This is a genomic window from uncultured Anaerofustis sp. (assembly GCF_938029165.1).
Classification (GTDB): domain Bacteria; phylum Bacillota; class Clostridia; order Eubacteriales; family Anaerofustaceae; genus Anaerofustis.
The window spans coordinates 1-19,509 of sequence record NZ_CALHFB010000042.1; the positions used below are offsets into that span (position 1 = coordinate 1).

The 19,509-nt window shown below is 33.2% G+C and carries 12 protein-coding genes and 3 tRNA genes; 8 read left to right on the forward strand and 7 right to left on the reverse strand.

The window, feature by feature from the left end; genetic code table 11:
• On the forward strand, positions 1-3,462 hold a 3,462-nt coding region (locus Q0516_RS07465; protein ID WP_294467077.1), incomplete at its 5' end, for a phosphoribosylformylglycinamidine synthase.
• A gap of 197 nt (positions 3,463-3,659) precedes the next feature.
• On the opposite strand, the gene Q0516_RS07470 is transcribed toward Q0516_RS07465, so the two are convergent.
• Positions 3,660-3,733 (reverse strand) — tRNA-Met (locus Q0516_RS07470).
• 12 nt (positions 3,734-3,745) lie between these two features.
• Positions 3,746-3,821: transfer RNA gene (locus Q0516_RS07475), tRNA-Met, on the reverse strand.
• A gap of 298 nt (positions 3,822-4,119) precedes the next feature.
• On the opposite strand from Q0516_RS07475, the gene Q0516_RS07480 reads away from it, so the two are divergent.
• Positions 4,120-5,973, forward strand: a complete 1,854-nt coding sequence (locus Q0516_RS07480; RefSeq protein WP_294467080.1) for an ATP-binding protein — start codon at positions 4,120-4,122, stop codon at positions 5,971-5,973.
• Positions 5,974-6,555: 582 nt separating this feature from the next.
• Here Q0516_RS07480 and ptsP read toward each other — a convergent pair.
• Complete coding sequence (ptsP, locus tag Q0516_RS07485) at positions 6,556-8,271, reverse strand: phosphoenolpyruvate--protein phosphotransferase (RefSeq protein WP_365945597.1); 1,716 nt, start codon at positions 8,269-8,271, stop codon at positions 6,556-6,558.
• A gap of 170 nt (positions 8,272-8,441) precedes the next feature.
• Here ptsP and Q0516_RS07490 point away from each other — a divergent pair.
• Positions 8,442-8,518: transfer RNA gene (locus tag Q0516_RS07490), tRNA-Arg, on the forward strand.
• A 129-nt stretch (positions 8,519-8,647) separates the two neighbouring features.
• The gene (locus tag Q0516_RS07495; protein WP_294467083.1) at positions 8,648-9,835 is read left to right on the forward strand and encodes a hypothetical protein; all 1,188 of its coding nucleotides are present in this window, start codon (positions 8,648-8,650) and stop codon (positions 9,833-9,835) included.
• 588 nt (positions 9,836-10,423) lie between these two features.
• Here Q0516_RS07495 and Q0516_RS07500 read toward each other — a convergent pair.
• A complete protein-coding gene (locus tag Q0516_RS07500) occupies positions 10,424-11,050 on the reverse strand; it encodes a hydrolase (protein WP_294467086.1) in 627 nt (208 codons plus the stop codon).
• A gap of 409 nt (positions 11,051-11,459) precedes the next feature.
• Positions 11,460-12,035, reverse strand: a complete 576-nt coding sequence (locus Q0516_RS07505; RefSeq protein WP_294467089.1) for a hypothetical protein — start codon at positions 12,033-12,035, stop codon at positions 11,460-11,462.
• A 378-nt stretch (positions 12,036-12,413) separates the two neighbouring features.
• Here Q0516_RS07505 and Q0516_RS07510 point away from each other — a divergent pair, with 378 nt between their 5' ends.
• Genes Q0516_RS07510 through Q0516_RS07520 form a run of 3 tightly spaced genes read left to right on the forward strand, consistent with a single transcriptional unit; the run spans position 12,414 to position 15,246 of the window.
• The gene (locus tag Q0516_RS07510; RefSeq protein ID WP_294467094.1) at positions 12,414-13,952 is read left to right on the forward strand and encodes an FGGY-family carbohydrate kinase; all 1,539 of its coding nucleotides are present in this window, start codon (positions 12,414-12,416) and stop codon (positions 13,950-13,952) included.
• A 13-nt stretch (positions 13,953-13,965) separates the two neighbouring features.
• Positions 13,966-14,928, forward strand: a complete 963-nt coding sequence (locus Q0516_RS07515) for an acetylxylan esterase (protein ID WP_294467096.1) — start codon at positions 13,966-13,968, stop codon at positions 14,926-14,928.
• A 60-nt stretch (positions 14,929-14,988) separates the two neighbouring features.
• Positions 14,989-15,246, forward strand: a complete 258-nt coding sequence (locus Q0516_RS07520; protein WP_257480207.1) for a TIGR03905 family TSCPD domain-containing protein — start codon at positions 14,989-14,991, stop codon at positions 15,244-15,246.
• Positions 15,247-15,275: 29 nt separating this feature from the next.
• On the opposite strand, the gene Q0516_RS07525 is transcribed toward Q0516_RS07520, so the two are convergent.
• Both Q0516_RS07525 and Q0516_RS07530 read right to left on the reverse strand, forming a co-directional pair.
• Positions 15,276-16,862 carry a Na/Pi cotransporter family protein gene (locus Q0516_RS07525; RefSeq protein WP_294467100.1) on the reverse strand — a complete coding sequence of 529 codons (1,587 nt, stop codon included), beginning with the start codon at positions 16,860-16,862 and terminating at the stop codon, positions 15,276-15,278.
• Positions 16,863-17,014: 152 nt separating this feature from the next.
• The gene (locus Q0516_RS07530) at positions 17,015-18,610 is read right to left on the reverse strand and encodes a ClC family H(+)/Cl(-) exchange transporter (protein ID WP_294467102.1); all 1,596 of its coding nucleotides are present in this window, start codon (positions 18,608-18,610) and stop codon (positions 17,015-17,017) included.
• A gap of 232 nt (positions 18,611-18,842) precedes the next feature.
• Here Q0516_RS07530 and Q0516_RS07535 point away from each other — a divergent pair, with 232 nt between their 5' ends.
• On the forward strand, positions 18,843-19,505 hold the full coding sequence (locus tag Q0516_RS07535; RefSeq protein WP_257480210.1) for a CopG family transcriptional regulator: 663 nt from the start codon (positions 18,843-18,845) through the stop codon (positions 19,503-19,505).
• The last annotated feature ends 4 nt before the right edge of the window (positions 19,506-19,509 follow it).

A 19,509-nucleotide genomic window follows, 5' to 3' on the forward strand; every position in this document is an offset into this window, starting at 1 on the left:
AACTCCGCAGCAGAATGTATCCAGATTATTTCCAAACAGGACAGACCTCTGGTAAAGAGCGCGAAAGTTTATCTGCTGTATGGTGATCTGAGCGACGCTGATGTGGAAGCTATCAAGAAATATGTCATCAACCCTGTGGAATCCAGAGAAGCTGCTCTGGCAGAAGCAGATACATTGGAAATGGTATATGACATTCCTACTTCTGTTGCAACACTGGACGGTTTCTGCAAAATGGACGAAGCTGCGCTGGCACAGTTTGTAGCGGATCAGGGTCTGGCAATGGATTTGGATGACATCAAAGTATGTCAGGCTTATTTCCAGAGCGAACACAGAGATCCTACTATTACAGAAATCAAAATGATTGATACATACTGGTCCGATCATTGCCGTCATACAACATTTTCGACAGAGTTGAAGGAAGTATCTTTTAATGAAGGTTTTTATAAGAAACCGATTGAGGATACATATAAAGCATATCTGAAAGATCATAGTGAGATTTTCGCTGGTAGAGAGGACAAGTTTGTCTGCCTGATGGATCTGGCGTTGATGGCAATGCGCAGATTGAAAAAAGAAGGAAAACTTCAGGATCAGGAAAAATCAGATGAAATCAATGCATGCAGTATTGTGGTTCCGATCAAAGTGGACGGCGTAGAAGAAGAGTGGCTGATCAACTTTAAAAATGAAACGCATAATCATCCGACGGAAATCGAACCGTTTGGCGGCGCGGCTACATGTCTTGGCGGTGCGATTCGAGATCCGCTGTCAGGTCGTACATATGTATATCAGGCAATGAGAGTGACAGGAGCTGCAGATCCGACAGTATCTGTAGAAGAAACATTAAAAGGAAAGCTTCCGCAGAAAAAACTTGTTAGGGGAGCGGCTTCAGGCTACAGTTCTTACGGAAATCAGATAGGATTGGCTACAGGTCTTGTAAAAGAGATTTATCATCCTGATTATGTTGCAAAAAGAATGGAAATAGGAGCGGTATTGGGAGCGGCTCCGAGAAGGGCGGTAATCCGGGAGAATTCTGATCCGGGAGATATTATTATTTTGCTTGGCGGACGTACAGGACGTGACGGCTGTGGCGGTGCGACCGGTTCGTCTAAAGTGCATACAGAAGAGTCGATCGAAACATGCGGTGCGGAAGTTCAGAAAGGAAACCCGCCTACAGAGCGTAAGATTCAAAGATTATTCCGCCGTGAAGAGGTAAGCTGCCTTATTAAAAAATGCAACGATTTCGGTGCGGGAGGAGTGTCTGTGGCAATCGGCGAACTGGCAGATGGTCTCCGGGTTGAACTTGATAAAGTGCCGAAGAAATATGCAGGTCTCGACGGAACAGAAATTGCAATTTCGGAATCCCAGGAAAGAATGGCTGTTGTTGTAGATCCAAAAGATGTAGAGAAGTTTATGTCCTATGCGAAAGAAGAGAATCTGGAAGCGACGGAAGTAGCGGTTGTTACAGAAGAGCCAAGACTTGTTCTTGTATGGAGAGGAAAAGAGATTGTCAATCTTTCCCGAGCGTTTTTGGATACGAATGGAGCGCATCAGGAAACGGCGGTAGAAGTGGAAATACCTCGTCAAGAAGAAAGTTTATTTGTTAAAACAGCAGTAAGTGATGTGAAGGAAAAATGGCTGGATGTATTAAGCGATTTGAATGTCTGCTCTCAGAAAGGACTTGTTGAGATGTTTGACGGTTCAATCGGCGCAGGCTCGGTCTTTATGCCTCACGGTGGAAAATATCAGATGACAGAGACACAGGCCATGGTAGCAAAGGTTCCCGTGCAAAACGGAACAACTGACAGTGTGTCTATGATGAGTTATGGATTTGACCCGTATCTTTCAAGTTGGAGTCCGTATCATGGCGCAGCTTACGCGGTTGTTGAATCGGTTGCCAAGATAGTTGCGGCAGGTGGAGATTACAGTAAGATCAGATTTACGTTTCAGGAATATTTCAGAAGAATGTCAGAAGATCCAAAACGTTGGAGCCAGCCTTTTGCAGCGCTTCTTGGAGCTTATGCGGCACAGATCGGATTCGGACTTCCGTCGATCGGAGGAAAAGACAGTATGTCCGGAACATTTCAGGATATAGATGTTCCGCCGACTTTGGTTTCGTTTGCTGTAGATATGGCAGTAGAAAAAGAAATTATTACGCCGGAATTGAAAGAGGCAGGAAATAAGCTTGTGTGGCTGAAAGCGGCTCGTGATGAGTATGACCTTCCTGTTTATAGCCGGATTATGGAACAGTATAGCAAGTTTACAGAAGATATCAGAAATGGAAGAGTTGTTTCGGCTTATGCGCTTGACAGACATGGTGTTGTTTCGGCAGTCAGCAAAATGGCATTCGGAAATCAAATGGGTGTATGTCTTGAAAGCAGTTTGGATAAAGATGCGATTTTTGCTCCTGCATTTGGCGATATCGTCGCAGAGGTTAAAGCAGACACGTTTGAAGAGCTTGTGGGAGAATATACTTTGATCGGTGAAGTGACAAATGAAAAGGCGTTCGCATATGGCGATGTGAAGATCGGTATGGATGATGCGCTGGATGCATGGACAAAACCGCTTGAAAAAGTATTTGCAACAAAATCAGCGGAAAGTTCGGATATACCGGTAGAGGAAAAGTTATACGATGCTTCAACCGTACATGTGTGCAGCCATAAGATCGGACAGCCTACGGTGTTTATTCCGGTATTCCCGGGTACAAACTGTGAGTATGACAGTGCGAGGGCTTTTGAGAGAGCCGGTGCAAATGTGATTACGAAGGTGTTTAGAAACTTAGATGCAGAAGACATCCGTTCTTCGGTGGAAGAGTTTGAAAAAGCGATTTCTAAAGCGCAGATTATTATGTTCCCCGGTGGATTTAGTGCGGGAGATGAACCTGATGGATCGGCAAAGTTCTTTGCAACAGCGTTTAGAAACGCAAAGATTAAAGAAGCGGTAGATAAATTGCTAAATGAACGCGACGGACTTGCATTAGGCGTATGCAATGGTTTTCAGGCTTTGATCAAGCTTGGACTCGTTCCATATGGACAGATCGTCGGACAGACCGATGATTCTCCGACTTTGACGTATAACACAATAGGACGTCATATATCGAAGATGGTTTATACAAAAGTGGTTACAAATAAATCTCCATGGCTTGCAGAGGCAAAACTCGGAGGCGTATATACAAATCCTGCGTCTCATGGAGAAGGACGATTTGTTGCGAGTGAAGAATGGATTGACAAGTTGTTTGCGAATGGTCAGGTGGCGACACAATATTGTAGTCCTGAAGGACATATTACGATGGATGAAGAATGGAATGTTAATGGATCTTATCACGCGATTGAAGGAATCACAAGTCCGGACGGTCGAGTGCTTGGAAAAATGGCTCACTCTGAAAGAAGGGGTAATTCTGTTGCGATTAATATTTATGGAGAGCAGGATCTTAAGATTTTTGAATCCGGAGTAAAATATTTTAAGTAAAAAGTCAGTAATGCAAAAGCAGGGCATATGCGAGTGTATGCTCTGCTTTTGTATGATCATTTAATATTGTCAGAGCAGGAGGGGGCAGACTTATGTTCAAAAGTGAGAAAAAGCAGAGGGGTGAGGGGGATAACAACAGATGAAAAAGAAAAGAATATAATAAAAACTCCAAGAAAATATCTTGGAGTTTTTATTAGTAGCGGAAACTGGATTTGAACCAGCGACACCACGGGTATGAACCGTGTGCTCTAGCCAACTGAGCTATCCCGCCATATTATCTTTTTGGTTGCGGGGACAGGACTTGAACCTGCGACCTCCGGGTTATGAGCCCGACGAGCTGCCAACTGCTCCACCCCGCGTCAGTACACAATATTATAGTCCACATAACATAGACTTGTCAAGTATTTTTTTTATTTTTTTAACATTATTTTAAGTGGGATAACTTAGCATTAATACTATACTATAAATAGTATTCTAAGTCAATTATTCCCACTTAATTTATTATATATACTTAATTTATAATATTTATAAGTCAATTATGAAATAAAACCTGTCGAAATACAAATTATCTTGTTACTAATAGGTTTATATATTATAATTAAACATATCAACAATCATATACAATAATAAAATATTAGCTAAAGTAAGGTGAATAATATGAGATACAAACTTTCTAAAAATGATTTACTCGTTGCGGGATTAACCGCATTGATTGTATTATTCTCATTTGCTTTAGTATTTTTTTATAATTATAAAAATACGCATGATGATATGATAAGATCACTTCAGGACAGAGCTATTGCAATATATAACAGTGTAGACAGCAATCTGGATATAAAATCTTTTGACGCTGTAAAAAACAATAAAGACATGAACAGTACTATATATAAAGAACATCAAGAATTTTTGAATAGTATTCGTCATGCCACAGGTGTCAGATACTTATACACAACAAAGAGGAATGATAAAGGAGAAATAATTTATCTTGTTGACGGGCTTGATCTCGGTGCAAGTGATTTTGCATTCCCGGGAACAAAACTTGAAGATGAAGTCCTTCCGACAATGGAAAGAGCACTGGAAGGTAAGGTTATTCTTCCGGACTCAATAATAAAAACAAACTGGGGAAAGATTTTCGTTGCATATTTTCCCATACACGCAGGACAAAACCATAGGGGAGATGTAATCGGACTTCTCGGAATGGAATTCGATGCAAATCATCAATATGATACATATCTCAAATCCGCTATATTTACTCCTATTGTTGCCATTATAACCTGCTTGTTCGCAATGCTTATAATGGTAAAATTCTATAGGAAAATCACTGATTTATACAATAAGGCTACCGTATATGCACAAAATGCAAGTAATGCAAAAGGAAGATTTTTATCTAATATATCTCATGAAATGAGGACACCATTAAATGCAATAAGCGGAATGACCAAAATAGGAAAAGAAAGTATAAATAACAAAGATGAAGTTACTCGGTGTTTTGATAAGATAGATACTTCAGTAAATTACTTAACAAATCTCATTAATGACGTTCTTGATATTTCAAGAATAGAAAGCGGAAAAACCAAAATAGAAAATAAGCCTTTTAATTTAGATGTGCTTATTAAAAATATAATTACGATTATACAAAATCAAGCTGATGAAAAAGAAATAAACTTTGTATGTAAATATGATTTAAAAAGTCTTTATTTAATGGGAGATGAGCTTCATCTTCAGCAGATACTGATAAATATAATAGGCAATGCAATAAAATACACACATAAAAAAGGAAAAGTAGAAGTAATAATCAGCGATATTGATACAAATAATAATAAATCAAAAGTACATTTTACTATAAAAGATAATGGGATAGGAATAGAAGCAAAACAACTTCCAACCATATTTCAAGCATTTGAAAGAGCCGATAATGCACTGGAGCAACAATACAAAGGGACAGGACTGGGGCTTGCCATATCTTATAATCTGGTTAAAATGATGGGCGGAGAATTAAAAGTTGAAAGTGAAGTAGATAAAGGAAGCAGTTTCTTTTTTGAGCTTGAGCTAAATAAAATTAATGAAGAAGAATATAATAAATATTTAAAATTAAAAAATAAGTATCCAAATCACAACATAGAAAAAACAAGGGGAATAAGAATTCTTCTTGCAGAAGATAACGAAATAAACAGGGAAATAAGTAAATATGTCTTAGAGAAAAATGGGATTATCGTTGAAGAAGCAGTAGACGGAAAAGAGGCATTATATAAATTTGGACAAAGTGATAAAAATTACTACAGTGCAATACTTATGGATATAAAAATGCCTGTAATGGACGGTCATGAAGCTACAAAAGCTATCCGTACATCAGAACATCCAAATGCAAAAGATATTCCTATAATAGCAGTTTCCGCGAATGCTTTTGAAGAAGATATAGAACGTTCCATTAAAAGCGGTATGAATGCACATATTTCAAAACCCATTGATTTCAATGAACTAATAAAAGTGCTGGATAAATATATCCAATAAAAAGAGCCTGTATAGGCTTTTTAACATTTTAAATATAAGGTGCTTATATGAGAAAAAAAATAAAAAAAGAATTATTTAAATTATTTACATCAGAACTTTTAAGTTGTTTTCTATTTATATTTTGTTATTTTATTTGGTTTAAAGAAAATCAAATACAAATAACATATCCTATGACATTACTATGCTTCATACTATTCCAAGGTTCTTTTTATTGGCTTATATGTTTACTTAAACTCAATAATAATTTTAATAGTATCAAATTTATTAAAATCTATTTAGTACTGAAATATATTGATTTTATATTATTGTTAGGGTATATACCAATCATTTTACTTTCTCCTTTTATTTCGAATTTATATTACGTAGGCTCGATATTCTTGATATTATTCACACTGATTGAATATATAAACTACTTTATAGTAAGATTATCATATCCTAAAATTAGTATTCTTATTAAAAAAATAACAAACAGAAAATTAACAAAGAGTAGCCTAGCAAAAGATATAGAACGAATAAAAACATAGTTAATACAAGTCCTAAAACTAAAAAAGACTTCCACTTGGAAGTCTTTTTCTTTATATATTAGTCTAAATATTTACCTAAAATAGCTTTAACTTCGTCTTGAGTTTCAGCGTTTTCAAGTACTTCTTTGGCAATTTCCTGAGCTTTTTCGTATGTAAAGCTTCTGATTACTTTTTTAGCTCTAAGAATAGAAGGAGCAGACATTGAAAATTCGTCTAATCCAAGACCTAATAATAATAATGCAGATGTTGGATCTCCTGCCATTTCACCGCACATACCTGTAAAGATACCTGCTTTATGAGAAGCGTCAATAACGTTCTTAACAAGTCTTATAATAGCCGGTGAAAGCGGCTGATTAAGTTCAGAAAGATTTTGATTTTGTCTGTCAACAGCTAATGAGTATTGACATAAGTCATTTGTTCCTATTGAGAAGAAATCAACTTCTTTAGCAATGATATCAGCAGTTACAGCAGCCGATGGGATTTCAATCATGATACCAACTTTAATGTTTTCATCATATTCAACACCCTTTGCTTTTAGTTCTTCTTTACATTCTTCTAAAATACCTTTAGCTTTTCTAACTTCTTCAACATTAGAAATCATAGGGAACATGATATGAGCATTTCCGTATACACTTGCTCTAAGTAACGCTCTAAGCTGTGTTTTGAACATTTCAACATTTTGGAAGCAAAGTCTTACAGCTCTAACACCAAGGAATGGATTCATTTCTTCTTCCATTGGAAGATAAGGAAGTTTTTTATCTCCTCCGATATCAAGAGTTCTGATAATTACAGGTCTGTCACCCATACCTTCCAAAACTTTTTTATATGATTCATACTGAACATCTTCTGAAGGCATTTCTTTAGCGTCCATATATAAGAATTCAGATCTAAATAGACCAACTCCGTCAGCACCATATTTATTAGCACCTTCCAAGTCATTAGGACTACCGATATTTGCACAAAGTTCTACTTTATGTCCATCAGAAGTTTCACTTGCTAAATCTTTAAGTTTTGCAAGTTCAGCTTGTTCTTTTGCATAAGCTTCTTTTTTAGCTTCATATTCTTTAATTTCTTCATCACTAGGATTAATGATAATATTACCGTCGGTACCGTCAACGATGATTTTTTCTCCGCCTTTAACCTTACTTGTAATATCACCAAGACCTACAACGGCAGGTACTTCCAAAGATCTTGCCATAATAGCTGAGTGAGAAGTTCTGCTTCCTTCATCAATAGCAAAACCTATTACTTTATCTTTGTTCATTTGAGCTGTATCGGAAGGTGTTAAGTCTACTGCAACGATTACACCGTTATCGCCAACTTGTGATAAATCCGCACTTTCTATACCAAGAAGATGTCTTAAGATTCTGTCAGCAACGTCTTGACAGTCAGCTGCTCTTGCTTTCATATATTCATCATCCATGCTGCCAAACATTCCAACGAACATTTCTGTGATTTCGTTCAAAGCTTGTTCTGCAACGATCAATTCGTTTTTAATTTTATTTTGAGCTTCACCTATGTATCCGGGATCATCCAGGAACATCATATGAGCAGTAAATACTTCTGCTTCTTCTTCCCCGATTTCTTTTATTGTCTTTTCTTTTAAGGCTTGTAATTCTGTTCTGGATTTTTCAATCGCGTCATCTAATTTTTTTAGTTCTGCGTCAACAGCCCCTGCTTCGATTTTGCCCGGCGTTACAACTAGATCTTCCTTAACATATAAAAATACATTTCCAATCGCAACTCCAGGCGATGCATTAATTCCTTTCATGATAAAAACCTCTTTTCTTTGTTATAGATATCTTATATTATATTATAAAATAAAATAAAATCCTAGTACTTTTTAATAAACTGTTTACATTTGCTTTATTTTCATTATAAAATCTAATGAAATTTTATTTGATTACTTATAAATAATATGATATATTATCTTATATAATACATGCGCCCATAGCTCAGTAGGATAGAGCAATGGTTTCCTAAACCATGTGCCGGAGGTTCGAATCCTCTTGGGCGCACCATAATAAATAAAAGCTATCACCTTTTATTAGGTGATTTTTTAAATTATTAAGATTTGATTATTTTTTATCTAAATGTTATGATTTTTACACTTTATATGGTATAAATAAATATATCGGAGGGGATATATTTTGAAGAAAAGATTAACGAGCTTAGTTATTTTGCTTTTAACGATTTTATTCTGCTTTTCGATTTTTGGATGTGAAAAAGTCGATAATAAATTTAAAGGCAAAGTAATCAAATACGAAAATCTGGATAGCATTGATAAAAAAATGTTCAGCCAATTAAATAAAATTTTATATAAATCTAAAGAAAATTTATGGAGAGATTATAATCTAAAAGATAAGTCTTTCATTTTAATAAGAAAAGATGAAGAGGATGAAAACGGCAGCAGAAACAGAAAAAATGTATCTTATTATGCCATAAATGTAAAAGGAATGGAAGAGCAAGATGCAAAAGAAGTTAAAATGCCTAAAGGATTCTACTTTAAAAGTGTTTATAGATTTAACAAGGCACCTCTTAAAGTAGAAAGTATAAGAGGAAATTTTTCCGATACGGGTTCTGATCTAACTATAGGAGAAAATAAGAATATTTTCTGTTTTAAATACAATACCAATAACTTTAGAAAAGCAGTCGATCCCGCATATGCATTTTCGCCATTCTTCACACATGAGGCATTTCATTATTACATGCAAAATGACTGGAAAATCGAAGGAGAACCTTCAAGCGTAGCTTTAACAAAAAAAGAAATATCTTATATAGGGCTTAAGTATAAAGTTCTGGATAAAATAAGAATAGAAAATGAAAAAGATAAGATAAGCAAAAAGAAGTTAAATAAATTGATCAGTGAATATATTTCTATAGAAGAAAAAAGAAAAGAAATCAACGAAGGTTACCTAAAGGAAGAACATTCAAAAGAAACCGCCGAAGGAAGCGCATGTTACGTTGGTTTAAAAGCTGCAAGACTCACAAATACAAGGTATGGTGTCTTAGCCTTTACTAATAATAAAGAAAAAGTCACCTTTTCAGATGTTCTTGATGCAATGAGTAAGGATAAATACCCCACAACTTTTATAGGAGATTGGGAGTTATATAATACCGGGATGGAACTTTGTATAACAATGGATAACCTGGGTATAAAAAATTGGCAGAAAAAACTAAATAATCAAACTCTTGATAAGCCAATCAATTTATATGATATGTTGAAAAAATACTATAAACAAAACAACCTTGAAAAAGTTTCCATAGAAGAAATAGAAGATAAATACAACTATAAAGAAATATTAAAGAAAAGTGAAAAAATACAAAGATTGCTATAAAAAAACAGCCATTATTATGGCTGTTTTTATTAATAATTATATAATATCTTATTAATGTAAACTTAATTATAGCCTTTTATAATGAAATCAACGAGGGAATTAATATGAATAAAATAACTATCTTCTTGAAGAATAATCTTTTATTTATAGCAGCAATACTTTTACAAATCTTAAACTTAATTATTTATTTGAATATTAATAGTTATAATTCTGAATTATTTAAAACTATAAATATTATAATACTTTTATCATCTTCATTGATTAAACTATATAGAAACAATGATTATCATTTTAAAAATATGTACATATTTTATCTTATATATTTGTTTCTGTTTTTTTATTTTATTTTTGCTTTTGAAAATAATGATACCACGCTACCGATACTCTATCAATTATCTTTTCCGATTTCATTTTTATTTTATCTATCCTCTTATAAATTATTATTCGGTCCTTCTTTTTTAATTTTTATACTTATAGTATTACTTATACTAAATTTTTTTATAACATTTATTCCATATATTATATTTAAAATATTACACCTATTTATTAATTATATTATAAAAAAAAGAGACAGCTAAGCTGCTCTTTTTAATTTTTTAACATACTTTCTGCGTATTCGACCATGAGTCCGTAAACACCGCCATTTTCTTTTAATATACTCATGACTTTTGTATAAGTTTCCTGATTAGACCAATCCTTTTGGAATTCTAAAAGTACCTGCATCCATGTAACGGGAACGGCTCCTGCCTGCGCCATTCTTATTATAGCCATATCATGAGCTTCTTTTGAAACTCCCGCACATGCATCTGTAACGATATATACCTGATATCCCTCTTCCAAAGCACTTAAAGCTGGGAACGTAACACAAACTTCCGTCCATAAACCGGCTATTATAAGTTTCTTTTTACCCGTTTCGCTTACGGCTCTTTTAAAATTATTATCTTCCCAAGCATTGATAGATGTTCTGTCTATAGGTGTAACTTTAGGATATAAAGACTTTACCTTAGAGTAAAGATCTCCGCTGAATTTTTTACTTTCCACTGTTGATAATATACATGGAACATTAAATGATCTTGCTGTCTTTGCAAGTCCTACAACGTTGTTCATTACACTTTCCCTTTTCCCTTCAGCCGCAAAAAACATTGCCGGCTGTTCATCTATTATTAAAATAACAGACTCATCAGGATCCAATAAACTATTTGAATAATTTCTCATTTTACTATCCTTTCTTTTTTTATATTTTTACCACTAAAAAAAATAATATGTGACAATGAAAAATTTAAAACAAAAAAGATAGCACTTGCTATCTTATCCGTAAATATTAATTTTAAATAATATATTTTGTCATTTTGTTAATAGAAAAAAATAAATAACTATTTTTTTTTTAATATTTAAATATAATCTTTATAATTCGATATAATCCACAAAATAAAGACTTTAATCCTTATGATTTAAAAGGATATAAAGTTCAATAATTTATAATCTATAGGAATTTCTTACATTATTTTAAAGCTAACTTATTTACATATTAAAGATATTATTTATATCATTTAAAACTAAATAACTTTTTTATTTTATAATCTTAAAATTTATTTAATTACTATTTTAAATTTTTATTATATCTCTAAAAATGAAACTTATCGCTCAAGTCTAAAATTTCTTCGTATTCCTTTTTCTTTTTCAAGTGAAATAATATAAGAATACCTCCTACCAACAATCCTAAACCAACCCCTATCACAAAATCAACAGGGTAAGTCGTTATTATATAAAGCTTTGTAAAACAAATCAAAAGAGTCAACCCGAGAGCATATTTACCAAATTGAAATTCATTATAATATATCAGTACAGTCGAACATACACTCATCATTATGTATCCTGCAGGAAAAGTATATCTTCCGATTTCAGGAAGATATATACCTACATTATGTTCACTTAAAAATGCTCTGAAATGAAATAAAAGAGGTTTCATTACTTCATTACCGATAATAGAGCAAAGGAAAAGACCAACTATTATAAGAATGGAAAATTTCGCATCTTTTTTATAAAAGTAAAGATAAATACTTGCGGCAATCCATAAAAAGCCCATGACTAATACATTACTCAGTACCGGGATTATATGCCCTGATAATATTTTATTAAGTGAAATAGGCATTGCCAGATTGTCCACAAAAGCGACCAGTGTATCTAATAATTCATCCATACAATAAAACCCCTTAATTTTCTATTCATATTAAAAATACAATATAAGATTTTTAGATATTATAAACCATTATACCTATTAGGTCTACATATTAATAAAATGTTTAATAATTTTTTATTACATACGACGGTTTATTCATATTATCATAAATTTTATTTATTAAAAAAACATTAAATAATAATTATAACTTGTATTTATTTCCAACTATATCATTATATGTAAAGTATTATGTTGTATTTTACATTATAAAGTTTATTTTAAATATGTTATAATATAAAAATAGTAGAATTATCGATATATTTATTAAATAAATAGTAATTTAACCAATAAAAATAATATTATTTATATTATACATTACACCAATAGACGGAGATAAATATGAAAGATATTGTTTTGATCATAGACTGCGGGACGCAAAGTATAAGAGCTATGCTTATAAACAAAGACGGAGAAATACTAAATAAGAAGAAAAAAGAATATTTATATATTACAAAAGACAAAGGAAGTATAGTTGAGTTCGATGCGAATGACTTTTTTGAAGATATTATTAATTTACTAATAGAACTTAGAAACGATGATGTAAAGTTATATGATAAAATCAAAGGCGTTACGGTAACGACACAAAGAGATACCTTTGTTCTTGTAGACAGAAACGGACAACCTGTACGAAATGCAATATCTTGGCTAGACAGAAGAAAAGCCAAAGAATATAAAAAATTAAACCCGCTATATAATTTATTATTTAGTATAGTGGGGATGAAAAAAATGGTTAAAAACTTTATGGAAGATGCAAGATACAACTGGGTAAAAGAAAATGAACCTAAAATATGGAGTAAAACTTATAAATATCTTCTCCTTCCGCAGTACATAAATTATAAATTAATAGGAAAATACATAGAAAGTGACGCCGGAACTGTAGGACACATACCCTTTGATTATAAAAAAAGAGTATACGATAAAAAGTTTGGAGTAAAAAGACAAATATTTAACATAGAGCAGTCTAAACTTGCAAGAACAGCTCCTACTACCAAAATAATGGGATATATTACCCAGGAAATAAGTGAAAGAACACATTTAAAAAAGGGGACACCACTAATTGCAAGCGGAAGCGATAAAGCCTGCGAGACAGCAGGAGTAGGATGTATAAAAGAAGGTATAGGTAGTATTTCACTGGGCAGCCAGGTAACCATGCAAGTTACAACCAATAGATACTATGAACTGACTAGATTTGTTCCCCCATTCGATAGTGTAATACCCGATATGTACAATCCGGAAATAATCCTCTACAGAGGATTTTGGCTGGTGACTTGGTTTATTAAAGAATTTGGATACAAAGAAGAATTATTTGCTACAGAACATGAAAAAAGCATATTTTCCATAATGGACGAAAAATTAAATGAAGTACCTATAGGATGTGACGGACTGGTCCTTCAGCCTTACTGGGGACAGGATATACTTCGCCCCGGAGCCAAAGGAAGTATACTTGGATTTAATGATAAACATACCAGATTTCATATTTACAGAGCTATAATAGAGGGAATAGGATATTCTTTAAAAGAAGGAATAGAAAGGATAGAACAAGTATCCAAAGTAAAAATAGAAAAAATAGCTCTTTCCGGGGGAGGCTCAAAAAGTGAAGTCATATGTCAAATATTAAGCGATATACTGAATAAAGAGGTTTATTTAATACAAACCTATGAAGCAACAGGTATAGGTGCCGCAATGGCTTGTTTCATAGGACTTGATATATATAAAGATTTTAATGAAGCAAGTGAAAAGATGGTAAGAGTCAAAAAGACTTTTTTGCCTATATCGGAAAATGTAGAAAAGTATGATGACATATACCGTAATGTATATACAAAGATTTATAAAAATGTAAAAAAAATATACAGAAAATTAAATAAAATAAATATATAAAGGAGAAATAATAATGCCACTAAAAAGTACTATAGATAACTACAAAGGTTATCTCGGGATTTCACCAAAGGCAAGGGACTTTGAAGAATACTGGAAAGAATCCGTTAAGGATATGAATGAAACTGATTTTACTTATACTCTCGAAAAAAAAGAGTTCCCAATGAAAAACATCGAAGTATTTGATTTATATTTCAAAGGTATGAACAATGAAAGAGTACACTGCGAATTAGTCAAACCAAAAGATATAAAGGATAAAATTCCTGCGGTAATGTCTTTTCATGGATATACATCAAATGCCGACAGCATATATTCAAAGGTACCTTATGCATATAATGATATGGCCTTTTTAGCTTTTGAAGTACCGGGACAAGGGGGTAAAAGCGAAGACAATTACACAGCAGACGGACCGACGCTTTACGGACAAATAATAAGAGGTGTCGATGATAAGAATAAGAAAAAACTATTTTTCAGAAATATATATTTAAATGCACTTAAAGCTTCGATAATACTAAGCAATATGGATTTTATAGATGAAAATAGAATAGGCACAACAGGAAAGAGTCAAGGCGGAGCATTAAGTCTTGTAGTGGCAGCTTTAAATAAAAAGATAAAATCAAGCGCAGTTATTTATCCCTTCCTTTCCGATTTCAAAAAAATATTTGAAATGAATATGTGCGAAGATGTATATGTGGAATTTAAAAACTGGTTTAGAAAATATGATACGCTGCATGAAAAAGAAGATGAATTTTTTGAAAGGTTATCTTACATAGATGTACAAAACTTTGCAGATAAAGTTAACTGTAATGTTTTATTTATAACAGCACTTTTGGATACAACCTGTCCTCCTATCACTCAATTTGCCATTTACAATAAACTAAAATGCAGCAAAGATTTAAAAGTTTACTGTGAGTATACACATGAAAGACTGCCTTATTCCGATGATATAATATATGAATTTTTTAAAAACGAACTTTAAACATTGTCAAAATTTATAAAAATTAATATATTATTATTAGATAGATAAATGGAGGTAAGAATGGAATACATATATAAAACAAAAGGTACTTGTTCGAGTAAAATAAAATTCAATATAGAAAACGATGTGATAACAGACGTAGAATTTACAGGGGGCTGCAACGGAAATCTTCAGGCTATAGCAAAGCTGATAGACGGGCTTACCGTAGATGAAATCGAAAAAAAACTAAATGGGATAATATGCGGGAATAAATCTACTTCTTGTGCGGATCAACTGGCAAAAGCGGTAAGATGTGCATATGAAAAGCTAAATAAATAAAAAGACAGATATAATCTGTCTTTTTTATTTTAATTGTTATTTAAAATCAAGTCATAGTCTTTTGAGATTGTCATTATATGGTCGCTTATGCGTTCAATATCATTTACGATCTGAGAAAAAAATAACGTGATTTCAAAAGAAATACTTTTTTCCTTCATCCTTATTATCTGTGTCTTTTTTATCTCTTCCAAAAATTCTTTTATCTTATTATATTTATATTCGGTTTTCTCAAAATCATTTAAAGAGAAAGTTATATCGGTAACTAAATTTTTTAATTTTATAATCCTGCTTTTTTCACTTTCATTTAAATCAACTTTATAATCTTTTATCTTAAATGCATAATTTGATATACTTTCTATATCTATAAGCAAATGATAATATACACTCATAATAAAACTATTCTCGCTATTCTGCTCAATCCCAAGTGCTTCGGTTATATATTTTGACAGCTCTCTGCTTAAAGTATTTACCTTGTTGTTTCTATCTGATAAATCTTTATTTGTTTTACTATTATATGATATTATCTGAGATAACCCGTCATCGATATTTTCAAATGACAGCTTACTTATATAGCTTATTTCCTGTTCTATTTGCTCAACTAGTATTGCAGATGTACCTATTTGATATCCGCTGGCAGGAAGAGGAGATAAATAATCCTCTTCTTTTTCTTCTTTCTTTGAAGGTAAAATTTTCTGAGCAAAGGTTGCAAGATATCCTCCGAAAGGAAGTAAAAGTAAAGTAGTAACGATATTAAATAGTGTATGCATATTTGCTATCTGTGATGCGGCATTGTTAGGAGTAAGAGAGCCCACAAAATCAGCCAGAGGTGTAAACATACAAATAACAGTAAATATCAAAGTACCTATTATGTTGAATGATAAATGGATCACAGTCGTCTGCTTAGCCTCTCTATTTGTTCCTATAGAAGCTAAAACAGCTGTAATACAAGTACCTATATTTTGTCCAAACAATACATAAACTGCGCCGTCTAATCCTATAAGCCCGTTTGCGGCAAGTGCCTGAAGTATACCCACGGAAGCACTGGAAGACTGGATAACAGCAGTAAATACCGCTCCGGCAATAATCCCAAACAAAGGATTTGAAAATGTAGTCATTAAACTTATAAATCCTTGTGACTCCCTTAGCGGCATCATGGCAGTACTCATCATTTCCATACCTATAAATAAAACACCCAGTCCCGCTAAAATCTGACCAAAATAATTTGCCTTCTGATTTTTAATGAATACGACCATGACTACCCCTAAGAAAGCTAATACAGGAGCAATAGCACCTATATCAAGGGCAATGAGCTGCCCTGTTATGGTAGTACCTATGTTGGCACCCATAATGATCCATACAGCTTGTCTAAGACTCATCATACCGGCATTGACAAACCCTACGACCATAACCGTAGTAGCACTGGACGATTGTATCACCGCAGTAATTAAAGCACCTACAATAACCCCCAAAAATCTATTTGATGTAAGCTTTTCAAGAATACCCTTCATCTTGTCGCCCGCAGCATTTTCAAGACCGCTGCTCATCATCTGCATTCCATATAAAAATAAAGCAAGTCCTCCAAGGAGGCTAATAAAATTTAATGTTGTCATAATCATATCCCTTTATTTCGTAAAATTTCTCCATATAAATCGTATAAGTATTGTAAAATGACAAATTAAAAAAGTATATAGAATATTCTTAAGTTTTACGATGACTTTACCAACATTTTACTTTTGTAGGAAAAATAAAAAAACACCCAACGGGTGTTTTATGTATTTATATAATTTTTCTTCTTATCACAGCACATCTCTGTAAGGATCTCATTCATATAATCCATTTCTCCCTCATTTATCAAGACGGTAATAAAATCACCCGCTTTAATCCTATTATAACCTCTCGGTATAAACTCATGATGTCCTCTCTCGATTGCAACGACCAGACAATTATGAGGCCACTCTATCTCATTCAATTTTTTATTATCCACTTCACTGTCGAAAGTAACATTATAAGTTATAAGCATTGTTTCGTCGGAAGGATTTGCAAGTTTAGTTCCCTGCTTTTCCAAAATACCTTCTAATAAACTGGAATAAATCGGTTCGCTTTTGCACAAATATGCTACTACGTATGCAACGACACTTACCAAACTTATGGATATCATATGATCAAGAGAGCCCGTCATTTCCGCAATCAGAATTATTCCCGTAATGGGTGCTCTGACGGTGGCAGCGAAAAATCCTGCCATAGAAAGAATTATGAATTTATCCATAAAAATATCGCTTACTCCTAAAGAACTTATACAAATACTTCCAAAACTTGCCCCTATAAAAGACCCCAAAACAAGCAGCGGATAAAATATACCTCCGGGAGCCCCCGAACCAAAACAAATAACGGAAAATAAAAATTTCACAATAAGTAAAGACAAAAGAGTTGTCAATACAAAGTTGTTTTTAACTAACATTTCAACCATCACGCTTCCGCCGGCAAGCACTTTTGGATATAAAGCGGCAAAGATCCCGGCAATCAAAAAAGGAATGATTAACCTATACTCCGGTTTTATCATTTTTAATCTGGAATAAAGCTTTTGACCTTTAACCATGAATTTATTATATACGGCGCCGGATATGCCAAGGATTATACCAAGTACTATAATAAGTCCGTATAGAGTAAGAGGTATAGGAGTGGAACTGCTGTAATTAAAAACGGTAGACAATCCAAATACACTTTTAGCAAGAAAATCCGCAGTTACAGCAGCAGTCATTACACTTACTATGACACGCCCGTCAAAATTCTTATGTATTTCTTCCAATGTAAACATGACCCCTGCCAAAGGAGCATTGAATGCCGCCGCAAGACCTGCTCCCGCACCGCAGGATATATAAGTCTTTTCTTTAGTTTTCCCCTTTTTTTGAACCTGAGCAAGTTTTTTGCCCGCCATTGCACCGAGCTGTATGGAAGGTCCTTCTCTCCCGAGAGATAATCCTCCGACTATACTAAGCGTTCCGCCTAATATTTTTGCTATTATTACTTTAACGGGATTTTGAGACAGATAGCCTTTCATTTCGCCGCTGACCTGCGGGATACCGCTTCCAGATATCATAGGTTCCCATTTTACCAATTTACCTACTATAACAGAAATTATGGTCAAAAATATTATCCATAAAATAATTTTTAATATATCACCGTGAATATAATCTACGGCAAAAAATAAAAACTTCTCAGCCTTTGTTAATAGTAATCTATAAATAATTGCGACCAGTCCCGCTACAATACCTATCAAAAAACCTTCAATAATAAATTCTATTTGTGAACGTCCCTTTTTGTTATGCAGTCTAGTCTTAATATTCTTAGCCATTACATCGTTCATTTTTATTCCCCTTTTCTTATTTTAATTATAATATAAAGACTTTTTATTGACAATATAAAACTTAATGTCCAAATTGCTTATATAAATAGAATTTTCAGGGATAAATAAAAATAGATACAATTTATATTTTATTAATAATTTATTAATTTGTAATTAGAATTATATAATATCATTGACAAATTATATATATAGTTGTATAATTTCTTTAAAATTAAGGAAAGGTGCAGGCAAAATGGGAAAAAGTGTATATAGTTTAGTATTAATGGATGAAGTGGTAGATAAAATAGATGAGGCGGCTTACCAGATTGGAACAAGCAGATCGGGGCTTATAAATCAAATACTCGCGGATTATGTATCATATACCACTCCGGAAAAGCATGTGGAAGGGATATTCTCTTCACTGGAAAATATGTTTAAAGAAATGAATACTTTCCAAGTTTTAGCTAATCCGTCTCCTTATTACATGAATATAACAAGTTCTTTAAGATATAAATACAGACCTACCATAAAATATGGCGTGGAGCTTTACGATAATTCAAAGTATTCCTTCGGAGAGCTTAAGGTGACTTTAAGGACTACTAATCAAACATTGATAAGAGATATGAATACTTTCTTGAATTTCTTTGCAAAACTGGAAGAAAAATATATCAGAGGTATTTTGGAGGAAAACTTATGTTACAAGATAGAAGAGAAAAAATATACAAGGCAGTTTGTAATGCCGAAGGAACAAGGTGTTGACAAGGTTGATTTGGGGGTACTTATCGGAGAATACATTCAAGTTTTTGACAGTGTACTTAAAGTATTCCTAAATAATTTACCATATATAGAAGATGCATGTTCCGACGCAGAGAAAGAGTATATAACTTTAATGCAAAAAGTACATGCAATTATTTAAGAGG